Source organism: Nocardia jejuensis NBRC 103114, from assembly GCF_001613145.1.
Taxonomy (GTDB): domain Bacteria; phylum Actinomycetota; class Actinomycetes; order Mycobacteriales; family Mycobacteriaceae; genus Nocardia; species Nocardia jejuensis.
In genome coordinates this window covers 1-14,365 of record NZ_BDBU01000041.1, presented here as the reverse complement: position 1 = coordinate 14,365, position 14,365 = coordinate 1, and the positions used below count along the sequence as shown (strand labels likewise).

Genomic DNA, 14,365 nt, shown 5'->3' with positions numbered 1-14,365 from the left:
GACGGCGACGACGCGGGGCCGGGGCCTCTGCCGGAACGGCCGCGGCCGTTGCCGGAACCTCGGGCGCCGCGGCGGTGGTAGCGGTCTGCACCTTCTCGGCGGCCTGGGCTTCAGCCACGGTGACCGCGGCTTCCGCGGCTGCCGCGACCGACTCCTCGGCGACGACCTCGTCCTCGACAGCGCTCACGGCCTCGTCCGGCTGCGCCTCGGCGACCTCGGATTCGGCTGTGTGGCGGCCGGTTCCGTTCGTCGAGGCCTTGGCGGCCCAGCTCTGCGCGTTGTCGGCGGCCTCGACATCGGCGACCGCCTGATCGGCGACCGATTCGACATCGTGGTCCTCGTCATGGTGCGAGGCCATGGCGAGCGCGACCGGATGAGCGCGCCGGGCGGCGGCCTTCTCCTTGGTCTCGCCGGTCTCCCTGTGCTCCTCGACCGGAGTCTCGGCGGCAGCGGGGGTCTCGGCGTTGGCGTTGCGGTCCTTACGGCGACGGCTGCGGCCCTCGCGACGGCCCGCGCCCTCCTCGCCCGCCGGAGCCGCGGTGGCCTCCACCGGGTAGTTGTGCACGATGATGCCGCGGCCGTGGCAGTGGTCACAGGTGGTGGAGAACGCCTCGACCAGGCCGGTGCCCAGCTTCTTGCGGGTCATCTGAACCAGGCCCAGCGAGGTGACCTCGGAGACCTGATGACGCGTGCGGTCACGGCCCAGCGCCTCGGTCAGGCGGCGCAGCACCAGATCCCGGTTGGACTCGAGCACCATGTCGATGAAGTCGACGACGATCATGCCGCCGATATCGCGCAGGCGCATCTGGCGGACGATCTCCTCGGCCGCCTCCAGGTTGTTGCGGGTGACGGTCTCTTCCAGGTTCGAGCCGCCGGCACCGGTGAACTTGCCGGTGTTGACGTCCACGACCGTCATGGCCTCGGTGCGATCGATCACCAGGGTGCCGCCGGAGGGCAGCCACACCTTGCGATCCAGGGCCTTGGCCAGCTGCTCGTCGATGCGCAAGCTGCCGAACACGTCGACGCCGGTGTTCTCGTGGCGCTCGACGCGGGACAGCATGTCCGGCGCGACCGTGCGCACGTAGTTCTCCACGGTCGTCCAGGAGCGATCGCCCTCGATGACGAGTTTCGAGAAGTCCTCGTTGAACAGATCGCGAACGACCTTGACCAGCAGGTCGGGCTCCTCGTACAGGGTCTTGGGCGTGCCCGACCCGTGCTTGGCCTGCTCCTCGATGGTTCGCCAGGTCGCCTGCAGCCGCTCGACGTCGCGAGCCAGCTCGGACTCCTCGACGCCCTCGGACGCGGTGCGGATGATGACGCCCGCGTCCTGCGGCACGATGTCGCGCAGGATCTCCTTGAGACGCTTGCGCTCGGTATCGGGCAGCTTGCGGCTGATACCGGTCGAGCTGCCGCCGGGCACGTACACCAGGAAGCGGCCGGCCAGGCTGATCTGCGTGGTCAGGCGAGCGCCCTTGTGGCCCACCGGATCCTTGGACACCTGCACCAGCACGGTGTCACCGGGGCGGAGCGCCTGCTCGATCTTGCGCTCGCGGCCACCGAGACCGGCGGCCTCCCAGTTCACCTCGCCCGCGTAGAGCACGCCGTTGCGGCCACGGCCGATATCGACGAACGCGGCCTCCATCGAGGGCAGCACGTTCTGGACCTTGCCCAGGTAGACATTGCCGACCATGGACGCGGAACCGGTGCTGGTGACGAAGTGCTCGACCAGGACACTGTCCTCGAGCACGGCGACCTGGATGGTGTTCGTGGGGTGTTCGGGGAAGTGCTTCTCGCGCACCACCATGACCCGATCCACCGATTCGCGGCGAGCCAGGAACTCCGACTCGGTCAGGATCGGCGGGCGGCGACGACCGGCCTCGCGACCGTCCCGGCGACGCTGACGCTTGGCCTCGAGGCGGGTGGACCCGCTGATGCCCTGCACCTCGTCGACGTTCGCGGCGGCAGCGGCGGCGCGGCGCTTGCTGCGCGGCTCCCGCTCGTGCACGACGGTGTTGGGCGGATCGTCCTCGGAGACGGCCTCGGTCTCGGCCTCCTCGCCGCCCTTGCGGCGACGACGGCGCCGACGACGGCGACTGCTCGCGCCCTCCGGCACGACCGAGGAATCCTCGTCGTCGTCCTCGGCGGACTCGGTGTCGGCCGATTCGGCGGACTCGTCGGAGTCGTGCGCGCCGGACTCGTCGCCCTCGGCATCGGACTCGTCGTCGTTCTCGTTCTGCTGTTCGCCACGACCACGACCACGGCCGCGGCGGCCACGACGACGCCGGCGCGAGCCGCTGTCGTCGCGCTGCTCGGCATTGTCGTCGCCGTCCCAGTCACTCTCGTCCTCGACGGCCTCGGGTGCGATCTCCTCGACGACCGCCTTCTCCTGGGCGACCTTCTCGGGAACGACCTTCTCCTGGACCGGCTTGTCCTGAGCGGGCTTGTCCTGGACCGGCTTGTCCTGCGCCTTGGTCTTGCGGTCGGCACGCAGCTTGCGGCGAGCCTCCTCGGCCGCGGTGGCGTCCGGCGGCAGGAACAGCGGCTGCGCGACAGCGGCGGAGGCCTGGTAGGTGACCGGTTCCTCGATCCGCGGCGGGGCCTGGAACGGGTTGGTGAACAGGCTCGGCTGGCGGGAGGCGATCTCGGCCGCCTCGACTTCCAGGGCGGCCAGTTCGTCGGCGGCGCGGTCGTCACCGGCGGCGATGGCCTCCTCGACCGTCGTCTCGGCGATCGGGGCGGGCGAGACCGGAGCGGACGGCTCGACCTCACGCGGCCCGAAGGCGTCCCGGACGGTTTCGGCGACCGAGCGGTCCAGACTCGACTGCGGGCTCCTGGCCTGCGCGCCCATCTCGGTCAGGTGGGCCAGAATACGTTTGCTGGTCGTTCCCAGCAGCTTCGCCAGTGCGTGCACTCGGATCCGTTCCGGCAATTGGTCGGCGCCGGGACTGGTGTTCGCTGGTGCGTGTTCGCTACCGGCGATCCCCCCATCACCGTTCACTTGCGATGCTTCCAGCGGCTCTTGATCGGCCACGAAATCTCCTCGGGAGGCCCCCGGGCGCGTCCCTCCGTGGAGTGACGCGGCCGACGCGGGGGCGCTGTCTGTTTCGCCTCGCACCCCACCGGGGCACGAGATCGTATGGTCTCCGCGCCGCGTGGCCCGTTATCACATATGTCTTCGTCGTTCGGGCTAACTGGTCACGCGGCACCTGGCGTTTGGCTCGACTCCGCGTCACGAGCGTTCATCCAGCGTGCCGCCTGACAGCCGAGTCTAAGAAGCCGTCGGCGGCAGCGATGATCGTCCGTCGTGCCGCGGTGTCATTTCGGAGATAACCCTCACCTGCCGCAATCGGCGAGCGTCGGCTACTTCCAGAGCCAGTATCCCACACCACGCGGAAGCGTCGTGCTCGCGAACCCTCCGTAGGCTGTCGCGAGTCGCGCATCGGACGCGGTCGGGGCGGACCTGTCACCGGGCTGGTGGGACCGTCTGCACCCCGTAGGGGGTCCGGGAGCTGAGCCCCCGGACCTCTATCTTCGAGCTCGGGGGCGAGGTCGCCACCCGGTGTTCAATAGCCGAAAGTTGTGCGTCAGAGGGTGAATTCGGGGAACCAGAGCGAAATCTCACGCTTGGCGGACTCGGGCGCGTCGGAGCCGTGCACGAGGTTGAACTGGGTCTCGAGGGCGTAGTCGCCGCGGATGCTGCCGGGCACGGCCTTCTCGACCGGGTCGGTGCCGCCCGCGATCTGACGGAACGCGGCGATGGCGCGCGGGCCTTCGAGTACGGCCGCGACGACCGGGCCGGAGGTGATGAATTCGATGAGCGAACCGAAGAAGGGCTTCTCGGCGTGCTCGGCGTAGTGCTGGCCGGCCAGGTCCTCGGATACGTCCACGAGCTTCAGCGCCGCGATCTTCAGACCCTTGCGCTCGATCCGGGTGATGATCTCCCCGACCAGGCCACGGGCCACGCCGTCCGGCTTGATGAGTACCAACGTCTGCTCAGTCACAGCCCTCACCCTAACGGCCGGTAGCCGAGGGGAAAAACGCAGGTCGAAGCTCACACCCCCGGCTGTCCGATTACACCGCTTCGTTCAGGCCCCGGACATCCGCTGGCTGGGTAGCAGGCCCGCGTCCATGCGCTTCTTCACATCGGCGCGCAGGAACAGGACGAACAGCCACACGGCCGCGAACACCACGCCGATGATCAGGATCGACAGGTGCACGAAACCACCCGCGAGCAGCAGCACCTGCAGGCCCAGATTGAACTGGATGGCCCACGGGCGACGCTGCATGCCCGCGCCGACGATCATCACGATGGCCAGGCCGACCAGGTACAGCACCGACCACCAGCGCAGGCCGCCGCCGACCGAGCTCACCACGGGTAGCGCGAGCAGTACGGTGATGGCCTCCAGGACCAGCGTGCCGGCCATGACGCCGCGCAGACCCTTCCACGGGTCGGTCGCGGGCGCGGGGACGCCGTCGTCCCCGGGCGTAGCGCTCTGGTCCTGGTTCACGTCGTCCTGGCTCACGCCGGGTCCTTTCCGAACAGCGATCGGGCCGCCCCTGCCGTGACGACCGATCCGGTGATGACGATGCCCGCGCCCGAGACCAGTTCGAGGTCTTCACCGTCCTCGGCGAGGGCGATGGCGGTCTCGATAGCATCGGTCAGATCGTGGGCCACCGCGACCCGCTCGTCGCCGAAACGCTGCACGGCCAGGTTGGCCAGATCGTCCACGGGCAGCGCGCGGGGGGAACCGTTCTCGGTGACGACGATCTCGTCGAAGATCGGTTCGAGGGCGTCGAGAATGCCGGCGGCGTCCTTGTCGGCCAGCACCGCGATCACGCCGACCAGTTTACGGAAGTCGAACTCGCTGCTCAGCGTGGCCGCGAGCGCCTGCGCGCCCTGCGGGTTGTGCGCGGCGTCCAGGAAAATGGTCGGCGCGCTGCGCGCCCGTTCCATCCGCCCCGGGCTGATCGCACCGGCGAAACCGGCGCGCACGGCGTCGATGTCGAGCTTGCGATCCGCGCCCGCGCCGAAGAAGGCCTCGACCGCGGCCAGCGCCAGCACCGCGTTGCGGGCCTGATGCTCACCGTGCAATGGCAGGAAGATGTCGTCGTAGACCCCGCCCAGGCCCTGCAGTTCCAGGACCTGACCGCCGACCGCGACCCGGCGCGAGAGCACCCGGAACTCCGAGCCCTCACGGGCCACGGCCGCGTCCATCTCGACCGCGCGGCGCAGCAGCACGTCCATCACCTCGGGCTCCTGCTGCGCGATCACCGCGACGGTGTCGCGCGGCACGAGATCGTCGGCGGGGGCCTTCTTGATGATTCCGGCCTTCTCCCCCGCGATGGAGGTGAGGTCCGGGCCCAGATAGTCCATGTGGTCCAGGCCGATCGGGGTGATGACCGCGACCTGCCCGTCGATCACGTTGGTGGCGTCCCAGGTGCCGCCCATACCGGTCTCGACGATCGCGACATCGACGGGCGCCTCGGCGAAGGCCGCGTACGCCATGCCGGTGAGCACCTCGAACTTGCTCATGGCCGGGCCGCCCGCCGCGTCGGACTGCTTGTCGATCATCTCCAGGTACGGCTGCAGTTCGCGGTAGAGCTCGACGTAGCGACCGGGTGTGATGGGCGCGTTGTCGATGGCGATGCGCTCGGTGGCCAGCTGCAGATGCGGGCTGGTGATGCGGCCGGTGCGCCGGTGCAGGGCCGTGAGCAGCGAGTCGATCATGCGGGTGACCGAGGTCTTGCCGTTGGTTCCCGCGATCTGGATGGCCGGGTAGTTCTTCTCGGGCGAACCCAGCACATCCATGAGCGTCGCGATGCGGGTCAGCGACGGCTCGATCTTGGTTTCCGGCCAGCGCAGGTCGAGTTCGGCCTCCACGAGCGCCATTTCGGCGAGATCGACCGGGGAGGTGCCCGTCAGCGGGGCCTCGGAGTACCGGCGTTCGGGTTCGTCGTTCATTTGCGCTCCGCCAGTTTCGCGATCTCGGCCAGCCGGGCGCCGATGCGCTCGACCTCGGACGTGGCGATCTCCTGACGGGCCCGGATCTTGGCCACGACGTCATCGGGCGCCTTGGCCAGGAAGCCCTCGTTGCCGAGTTTGCCCGTGGTGCCCGCCAATTCCTTCTGCGCCGCGGCGAGATCCTTCTCGAGGCGGCGCGCCTCGGCCTCGAGGTCGACGGTGCCGGAGGTGTCGATCTCGACGGTCACGGTGCCGCCGGACAGGCGCACCTCGACCGAGGCGGTGGCGGCGAAGTCCTCGCCCGGTTCGGTGAGGCGGGCCAGGTTGGTGATGGCGGCGACCTGGTCGGTGAGGCCCGCGGCGTCGATGCCGATCAGCGTGGCGCTGACCTTCTGGCTGTCGGCCAGGCCCTGATCGCTGCGAAAGCGGCGGATCTCGGTGATCAGGTCCTGGGTGTCCGAGACACGCTGGGCGGCAACCGCATCCGCGGCCACACCCGTCGCCTGCGGCCAGGCCGCGATCACGATGGATTCGCCGCCGCTGCGCGCGCCGTCCGCGTCGGTGGTGAGGGCCTGCCACAGCTCCTCGGTGACGTACGGGATGGCCGGATGCAGCAGCCGGAGCACCGAATCGAGCACATTGCCCAGCACGATCCGGGTGCTCTCGGCGCGCTCCTGCGATTGCGCGAACTGCACCTTGGCCAATTCCAGATACCAGCTGCAGAATTCGTCCCAGGCGAAGTGGTAGAGCGCCTCGCAGGCCTTGCCGAACTCGTAGCGGTCGAAGCTCGAATCCACTTCGGCGCGCACCTCGTCGAGGCGGTCCAGGATCCAGCGGTCGGTGTCGGTGAGGCTCTCGCGAGCGGGCAGTTCACCGGGGACCGCGCCGTTCATGAGCGCGAACTTGGTGGCGTTGAACAGCTTCGTGACGAAGCTGCGCGAGGCGGTCACGTGCGAGGTGCCCACGGACAGGTCGCCGCCGGGCTGCGCGCCCCGGGCGAGGGTGAATCGGGTTGCGTCCGCGCCGTATTCGTTGATCCAGTCCAGCGGGTCGATGCCGTTGCCGCGCGACTTGGACATCTTGCGGCCGTGCTCGTCGCGAATCAGGCCGTGCAGGAACACATCCTGGAACGGGACCTGCTTCGCGTCCTTGCCCGCGGTGAGGACCTCGTCCTCGGAGACGAACATGCCGAACATCATCATCCGGGCCACCCAGAAGAACAGGATGTCGTACCCGGTGACGAGAACGCTTGTGGGATAGAACTTCTCGAGCTCGGCGGTGGCGTCGGGCCAGCCCATGGTGGAGAAGGGCCACAGACCCGAGGAGAACCAGGTGTCGAGCACGTCCGGATCCTGGACGTAGCCCTCGGGAGCCTGCTCGTCCGGTCCGACGCACACGACCTCGCCGGCGGGGCCGTACCAGATCGGGATGCGGTGACCCCACCACAGCTGCCGGGAGATGTTCCAGTCGTGCATGTTGTCGACCCAGTCGAACCAGCGCGGTTCCTGGCTCGCGGGGTGAATCTTGACCTCGCCGTTGCGGACCGCGTCACCGGCGGCCTTGGCGATGGTCTCGACCTTGACCCACCACTGCATGGACAGGCGCGGTTCGATGGGTTCGCCCGAGCGCTCGGAGTGGCCGACGCTGTGCAGGTAGGGACGCTTCTCCGCGGCGATGCGACCCTCTTGCGCGAGCCGCTCGCGGATCTTGACGCGGGCCTCGAAGCGGTCCATGCCGTCGAATTCGGTTCCGGTGTCGGCGATCTTGCCGGTGATGTCCATGATGGTGGGCATCGGCAGGTTGTGCCGCAGGCCGAGCTCGAAGTCGTTGGGGTCGTGCGCGGGGGTGATCTTGACCGCACCGGAACCGAATTCGGGGTCGACGTAGTCATCGGCGACGATCGGGATCTGGCGGCCGGTGATCGGGTGGTAGAGGGTGGTGCCGATGAGCGCTTTGTACCGCTCGTCCTCCGGGTGCACCGCGACCGCGGTATCGCCGAGCATGGTCTCCACGCGGGTGGTGGCCACGATCACATGCGGTTCGTCGTCGTTCAGGGAGCCGTAGCGCAGCGAGACGAGCTCACCCTCGACGTCCTTGTAGTTGACCTCGAGATCGGAGATGCCGGTCTTCAGCACCGGCGACCAGTTGACCAGGCGCTCGGCGCGGTAGATCAGGCCCGCGTCGTAGAGGCGCTTGAAGATCGTCTGCACGGCGCGCGAGAGGCCGTCGTCCATGGTGAAGCGGTCGCGGTTCCAATCGACCCCGTCGCCGAGCCGGCGCATCTGACCCTGGATGGCGCCGCCGGATTCGCGCTTCCAGTCCCAGACCTTGTCGATGAACAGCTCGCGGCCGAAGTCTTCCTTGGTCTTGCCGTCGACGGCCAGCTGCTTCTCCACCACGGACTGGGTGGCGATGCCGGCGTGGTCCATGCCCGGCAGCCACAGCACCTCGTACCCCTGCATCCGCTTGCGGCGGGTGAGCAGGTCCATGAGGGTGTGGTCCAGCGCGTGGCCCATGTGCAGGGTGCCGGTCACGTTCGGCGGGGGCAGCACGATCGAGTACGGGGGCTTGTCGCTGGTCGCGTCGGCCTCGAAGTAACCAGCGGCTACCCAGCGCTCGTACAGGTCGGCCTCTACATCGCTGGGGTTCCAGCTCTTGGGGAGGGCATCGGCACGATTACGTGGGTTCTCAGAGGCTGTGCTGGTCACCGTGCGATTCTAGATGCTGGGATCCGCGCCGAACGCGCGGTGCCGATGTGTTGTGCGGATGACCGATGGGGTACCGCACGAATCGGGCGGGAGAGGTTCCGGGTTCGAAGCCGCGGATGCGTGACGCGAGGGGCCACGGAGAGGGTCTAGCCGAAGGGCGGGGCTTTCGACGGATGAGGGACATCGAAAGCCCCGCCTTCGTGACTCAGCCTACCGCCGTTTCGGCCGCTTACTCCGAATCCATAAGCAATTCTCAGGTTTCGCCCAAATCGGCCAGGGTAAGCCACAATTCGTTGCAACTGCGTTGCGTCCACCGCATCGTTGTCACGCGTCCACAACCGGACTGCGGCAGGACGCTTCCCGGTAACCTCGTGTGAATGAATCCCGTTGCCGCACGTGTGATGTCCACGATTGCCGGTCAGCTCGGAAACCCCAGCGGTGTGCTGGGCAAGGGTGTCGCGCGAATGCTCGATCGCGCGAACCGCTACATGATCGATGCCGCGGTGGACGCCGCCCGGGTTGCACCCGGTGAAGCGGCCGCCGACATCGGGTTCGGCGGCGGCATCGGACTGCGCCTGCTGCTGGATCGGACCGGCTCCGACGGCGCCGTCACCGGCGTCGAGCTCTCCCGGGACATGTTGACGCGGGCGCGCTCTCGCTTCGCGGGCGAGATCACCGCGGGCCGGCTGCGGGTGCTGGACGGTTCGCTCACCGAACTGCCGCTGGGCAATGCCGAACTCGATGCGGTGATCACCGCCAACACCTTCTATTTCGTGCCCGAGCTGGAACGCGCCTGCACGGAGCTGGCGCGGGTGCTGCGACCGAAGGGACGACTGGTGGTCGGCCTCGGCGATCCCGACGCGATGGCGGCGATGCCGTTCACCCGGTATGGATTTCGGCTGCGTCCGGTCGCGGAGGTGATCGCGGCCCTGGAACAGGCGGGCCTGACGGTGGAACATCGTGTCCTGGAACACAAGCCGATCTCGGGACATCTGCTGATCGGCCGCCCCTTCTAGGGGTCCGCCGTCTGGAAATCAGGACCGGAATCAGGGAAATCCCGGTTGCCGAACGGATTGGAACACAACACCCTGTATAGATGAACCCTCCGCTCGACCCCGCTCCACTGCTCGCCGCTGATCCGCAGGTCCTGCCGCCCCTGCTGATCGACGCGCGCGAGCCGCTCGTCATGACCCCGCACGCGCTGCACGACCTGCGCGGCGAGCAGGTGCGCGAATTGCGTTATCCCGCAGGGGCGGTCGTGGTCGTCGGCGGGATTCCGGGTGCGGGCAAGAGCACGGCGCTGCGTCGTCTGTTCGGACTCGCCGCCGATGCGATCGAGCCCGCGTTCGGCCGGAGCGGGACGCTGCTGGTGGATTCGCAGCAGTCGCGCAAGTGGTGGGAGCGGCGGTTCGGTGCGCTGCCCGCGCCGTTGAACGCCATCCCGTATCCGCTGTGGCGGCCGATCGTGCACGTCACGCACTATCGGCGGATTCGCGCGGCGCTGCGAAACACACGGGGGCCGGTGATCATTCACGATTGCGGCACGCGCGGGTGGGTGCGGCGACTGATCGCGTTCTGGGCGGCGAGGGCCGGACGGCCACTGCATCTGATCATGATCGACACTCCTGCCGAGATGGCACTGGCGGGTCAGGTCACTCGCGGCCGGCAGGTGAAACCGTTGAGTTTCCGGCTGCACTGCCGGCGCTGGCAGCGGCTGATCGAGGAGGTCGACGCGGGCACGAAGCCCCGCCCCGCACCGACGTCCGTCGTGGTGATGGACCGGACCTCGATCAGCGGACTGCGGGCGGTGTCGTTCACGCCCGGTCGATGAGGTCGAGTCCCGGATGGTCTTCGGGACCGAAGTGTTCCGAGATCCGGAAATGACTGTGCCCCTTGCTCACCGGCAAGGGGCACGGTCGTTTCGGTGAACCGGGTCAGGGGACGAGGACCCGCACAGCGTTGGAGTGCGCCCGAAAGGTGGCGGGTAGGAAGCCCGCGGGGTCGCCGTCGGCCGTGGCCGGGGCGTTGGGGGCGCTCAGGGTGACCGAGGCCGCGCGGTACTGGACCGCGGCGGGATGGTCGATGCGCTTGCCCGAGGAGAGGGCGGGCAGCAGGCGCAGCAGGTCCAGGCGGGACATCGCGCCGACGACCGTCAGATCCAGCAGGCCGTCGTCGATGATCGCGTCGGGGGCGATGAGCATGCCGCCGCCGTAGGTGCGGGTGTTGCCGACGGCGACCATGATGGCGGGCACCTCGACGACGGTGCCGTCCGCGTGATCGGGGGAACCGTGCAGTTCGATGCGGTACGGGACCGCGAGCTTGCCGGTGAGTTCCAGCAGCGCGGCCACGGTGTAGCGCATCGGCCCACTCGGCCAGCGGAGTGCGTTGGCGCGCAGGGTGACTCGGGCATCGAAGCCGGTGCCGGTGACGGTCGCGAACCACATCGGGGTGGCGGCGCCCTCGGCCTGCACGGTGCCCAGATCGATGCCGCGGGTCTTGCCGGCCAGGACGACGTCGATGGCGGCGGCGGTGTCCTCGGGAACGCCGACCTCGCGGGCGAGATCGTTGCCCGTGCCGCCGGGCACCAGGCCCAGCGGGACGCCGGTGCCGACGAGGCCCTGCAGTACGACGCAGGTCAGGCCGTCGCCGCCGGCCGCGACCACCGCGTCCGGGCGGGTCGCCGGGTCGGCGAGGGTCTCCCGGACGAGGCGTTCGGTGTCGGCCGCGGACTCACCGCGCAATTCCAGGACCCGAACGCCCCTCTGCGCGAACAGGTTCGCGGCCGCCACTGCGACGTGTGCGCCTTTGCCGTGACCCGAGAGCGGATTGGTCACGAGTGCGATGGAACTGATCTTCGTCACGGAATGAGCTTCCCAGGGTTGAGGATTCCGGTGGGGTCCACGGCCTGTTTGACCGCGCGCAGCACCCGCACGCCGAGGTCGCCGATCTCGGCGGTCATCCACGGGCGATGGTCCGCGCCGACCGCGTGGTGGTGGGTGATGGTGCCGCCCGCGGCGACGATGGCGTCCCCGGCGGCGCGTTTGGCCTGCGCCCACTGGGCGATCGGATCGGATGCCTGCTTGCCGACGATGGTGAAGTACAGCGAGGCGCCGGTGGCGTAGGTGTGCGAGATGTGGCACATGACCAGGGCGGGCGCACCCCCGGCGGTGAGCGACTCGGTCAGGGCCGCAGTGACTTTCGCCTTGAGGTTGTCGAGATTCGCCCAGGTGGTGGCGGTTTCGAGGGTTTCGCACAGGACGCCGACGTCCAGTAGCGCGTCCCGCAGATAGGGCGCTTGGAAGCGACCGTGCTCCCACTCGCGCGCGGGAGCTTCGCCCAGGGCGGTGCCGCCGGCGGCGGTGAACAGCTCACCGGCCTCCGCGCTGCGGGACGCGACGTGCGCGGCGCTGCCCTCGAAGGTGGTGACGGACAGGCAGCCGCCGACCGCCGCGCCGCCGATGTCACCGGCGCGGGCCAGGTTCAGCCCGGTCTCGGCCTCGTCGGACAGGCGCATGACCGTCGGCGCGGCGCCGGCCTGGATGACGGTGCGCAGGGCGGCCGCGCCGGTGGCGAAGTCGGGGAACGACCAGGCCTGGTACGCGGTGGTTTCCGGCACCGGGTGCACGCGCACGGTGACGCCGGTGATGATGCCGAGGGTGCCTTCCGAGCCGGAGAACAGCTCGCGCAGGTCCGGTCCGGCGGCCGAGGCGGGCGCGCGTCCGAGATCGAGATCGCCGGTGGGTGTGGCGATTCGGAGACGCTGGATCATATCGTCGAAGCGGCCGTAGCCGGCCGAAGCCTGCCCCGAGGAGCGGGTGGCGGCGAAACCGCCGATGGTCGCGTATTCGAAGCTCTGCGGGTAGTGCCCGAGCGAGAGACCGTGCCGCCCGAGCAGTTCCTCGGCCTGCGGGCCGGACAAACCCGCTCCGAGGGTGGCGAGACCGCTGATCGGGTCGACGTCGGTGAGGGTGTCCAGGCGGCCCAGGTCCACGGCGATGACGGTGGCGAATTCCCCGCGCGCCGGATCGAGGCCGCCGACGACGCTGGTGCCGCCGCCGAACGGGACGACGGCGATCGACTGCTCGGCGCAGTGCCGCAGCAGCGCCAGGACCTCGTCGTGGTCGGCGGGGAAGACGATGGCGTCGGGGGCGTCCTGCGGGGTGTGCACGCGACGGCGCAGCAGGTCGGGGGTGCTCTTGCCGCCCGCGTGCCGCAGCCGATCGCGATGATCGGTGCGGACGTGCTCGGTACCGACCACCGCGCTCAGCCCGGCGTGCTGTTCGGGGGTCAGCGCCGAGTCCCGCAGTGGCACGTCGCCCTCATCGCGACGGGTCACCGGTTCCCCGGACACCCCGAAAACCTGTGCGAGCAGCCCCCGGATCTGTTCCGGCAACGGCTTGTGGCCGGATGGGGCGCCCCAGGCGTCCCACACCATACTCGTTCGGGCCTGCGGCTCGCCCGAGTTCCCGTGCTCGAACTGCGCGCTTTCGGACCCCGACGCGGACGTGGAGGCTGCTCGTGTCTCAACCATGCGTTACAGTCTGACATAGAATGTCAAGCAGTAACGACTCCTAGGCGATGGTGGCAGACATGACGTCGACAGAACCGTCCACAGCCGTCGATCGGGCAATCCTCGACGCGGCGCGTGCCTGCGTGGCCGAGTTCGGCGTCCGCCGCACCACCCTCACCGAGGTGGCCCGCCGGGCCGGAGTCAGCCGCCCCACCGTCTATCGCCGGTGGCCCGACACCGGCTCACTGGTCGCGGACCTGCTGGTGCGCGAACTCCGCGAGATCATCGCCGGAGCGATCCCGGACAGCGGCAACGCCCGCGAACGGCTCACCGCCGCCATCGTCGACGGCGGCGCGACAATTCGCCGGAACCCGCTGTTCGCCAAGATCTTCCGCACCGACGCCGATGTCATGCTCACCTATGTCTTCGAGCGCCTCGGCCGCAACCAGCGCGCGCTCATCGCGCTGTTCGCCGACGCCATCCGAGAAGGCCAGGGGGACGGGTCGATTCGCCCGGGCAACCCGGAGCATCAGGCCGCCATGCTGCTGCTCATCGCCCAGTCCGCCGTCCAGTCCGCGGGCACCTTCGCCCCCGTCCTGGCCGCGGACCACCTCGACATCGAACTCTCCGCGGCCATCGACGCGTACCTCGCCCCCGCTGCCGGGTCTCGATGACCGCCGAGACACCGGATGCGGGCGCCACGGCCGGACAGGACACGACGGGCGCACCTCGCACGGCGGCGCGTCACACCACTCCTCCCATTCGATCGGTATCGAAAGGTCCAGCTATGACCAGGAATTCGACTCGGGCAGACTCCGCGCTCAATGCCGCGCGGCGCGAGCGGGAGCTCGCGGCGCTGGGCGACGGCGGCGTGATCGATGTGCTGGTGATCGGCGGCGGGGTCACCGGGACCGGAGTGGCGCTGGACGCCGCCGCACGCGGATTGCGAACCGTTCTGGTGGACAAGCACGACCTCGCGTTCGGAACCAGCCGGTGGAGTTCGAAGCTCGTGCACGGCGGGCTGCGGTATCTGGCCAGTGGCGGGGTCGGGATCGCGCACGAGAGCGCGGTGGAGCGGGACATCCTGCTCACCCGCACGGCACCGCATCTGACCCGGGCGCTTCCGCAGGTGGTGCCGCTGCTGCCGAATATCGGTGCGGCGCAGAAGCTCCTGGTGCGTGCCGG

Annotated in this window: 11 protein-coding genes; 4 read left to right on the top strand and 7 right to left on the bottom strand. The window is 69.2% G+C overall.

Translation table 11 applies throughout. The annotated features are described in order from the left end of the window. From NJ1_RS28325 to NJ1_RS28305, 5 genes are all read right to left on the bottom strand, one after another. The coding region (locus NJ1_RS28325) for a translation initiation factor IF-2 N-terminal domain-containing protein (protein ID WP_084478944.1) at positions 1-3,031 on the bottom strand (3,031 nt) is incomplete at its 3' end. Between the two features lie 553 nt (positions 3,032-3,584). Continuing rightward, positions 3,585-4,001 (bottom strand): nucleoside-diphosphate kinase, encoded by a 417-nt coding sequence (ndk, locus tag NJ1_RS28320; RefSeq protein WP_067699870.1) that lies wholly within the window; start codon positions 3,999-4,001, stop codon positions 3,585-3,587. 84 nt (positions 4,002-4,085) lie between these two features. Continuing rightward, on the bottom strand, positions 4,086-4,424 hold the full coding sequence (locus NJ1_RS28315) for a DUF4233 domain-containing protein (protein WP_084478943.1): 339 nt from the start codon (positions 4,422-4,424) through the stop codon (positions 4,086-4,088). A gap of 95 nt (positions 4,425-4,519) precedes the next feature. Next, positions 4,520-5,962 (bottom strand): bifunctional tetrahydrofolate synthase/dihydrofolate synthase, encoded by a 1,443-nt coding sequence (folC, locus tag NJ1_RS28310; RefSeq protein WP_067699863.1) that lies wholly within the window; start codon positions 5,960-5,962, stop codon positions 4,520-4,522. Further along, complete coding sequence (locus tag NJ1_RS28305) at positions 5,959-8,670, bottom strand: valine--tRNA ligase (RefSeq protein WP_067699861.1); 2,712 nt, start codon at positions 8,668-8,670, stop codon at positions 5,959-5,961. The genes folC and NJ1_RS28305 overlap by 4 nt, the downstream gene beginning before the upstream one ends. A gap of 377 nt (positions 8,671-9,047) precedes the next feature. Here NJ1_RS28305 and NJ1_RS28300 point away from each other — a divergent pair, with 377 nt between their 5' ends. Together NJ1_RS28300 and NJ1_RS28295 are read left to right on the top strand one after the other, a co-directional pair. Further along, positions 9,048-9,686, top strand: coding sequence for a class I SAM-dependent methyltransferase (locus NJ1_RS28300; RefSeq protein WP_067699859.1), 639 nt, complete (start codon positions 9,048-9,050; stop codon positions 9,684-9,686). 80 nt (positions 9,687-9,766) lie between these two features. Then, positions 9,767-10,501 carry an AAA family ATPase gene (locus NJ1_RS28295; RefSeq protein WP_245717617.1) on the top strand — a complete coding sequence of 245 codons (735 nt, stop codon included), beginning with the start codon at positions 9,767-9,769 and terminating at the stop codon, positions 10,499-10,501. A 103-nt stretch (positions 10,502-10,604) separates the two neighbouring features. Here NJ1_RS28295 and NJ1_RS28290 read toward each other — a convergent pair whose 3' ends face one another. Then, entirely contained in the window at positions 10,605-11,531 is a 927-nt protein-coding gene (locus NJ1_RS28290; RefSeq protein ID WP_084478942.1) for a diacylglycerol/lipid kinase family protein, read from the bottom strand. Next, positions 11,528-13,105, bottom strand: coding sequence for an FAD-binding oxidoreductase (locus tag NJ1_RS28285; RefSeq protein WP_067699857.1), 1,578 nt, complete (start codon positions 13,103-13,105; stop codon positions 11,528-11,530). The genes NJ1_RS28290 and NJ1_RS28285 overlap by 4 nt, the downstream gene beginning before the upstream one ends. 155 nt (positions 13,106-13,260) lie before the next feature. On the opposite strand from NJ1_RS28285, the gene NJ1_RS28280 reads away from it, so the two are divergent. Both NJ1_RS28280 and NJ1_RS28275 read left to right on the top strand, forming a co-directional pair. Beyond that, complete coding sequence (locus tag NJ1_RS28280) at positions 13,261-13,854, top strand: TetR/AcrR family transcriptional regulator (protein WP_157574280.1); 594 nt, start codon at positions 13,261-13,263, stop codon at positions 13,852-13,854. 113 nt (positions 13,855-13,967) lie between these two features. Then, the coding region (locus NJ1_RS28275; RefSeq protein ID WP_157574278.1) for an FAD-dependent oxidoreductase at positions 13,968-14,365 on the top strand (398 nt) is incomplete at its 3' end.

What these genes read in the sequence shown, in the direction of transcription:
- NJ1_RS28285 (WP_067699857.1), bottom strand. Translation starts at nt 13,105, where the DNA reads ATGGTGTGGGACGCCTGGGGCGCCCCATCCGGCCACAAGCCGTTGCCG.
- NJ1_RS28295 (WP_245717617.1), top strand. Translation starts at nt 9,767, where the DNA reads ATGAACCCTCCGCTCGACCCCGCTCCACTGCTCGCCGCTGATCCGCAG.
- NJ1_RS28300 (WP_067699859.1), top strand. Translation starts at nt 9,048, where the DNA reads ATGAATCCCGTTGCCGCACGTGTGATGTCCACGATTGCCGGTCAGCTC.
- NJ1_RS28280 (WP_157574280.1), top strand. Translation starts at nt 13,261, where the DNA reads ATGACGTCGACAGAACCGTCCACAGCCGTCGATCGGGCAATCCTCGAC.
- folC (WP_067699863.1), bottom strand. Translation starts at nt 5,962, where the DNA reads ATGAACGACGAACCCGAACGCCGGTACTCCGAGGCCCCGCTGACGGGC.
- NJ1_RS28315 (WP_084478943.1), bottom strand. Translation starts at nt 4,424, where the DNA reads ATGGCCGGCACGCTGGTCCTGGAGGCCATCACCGTACTGCTCGCGCTA.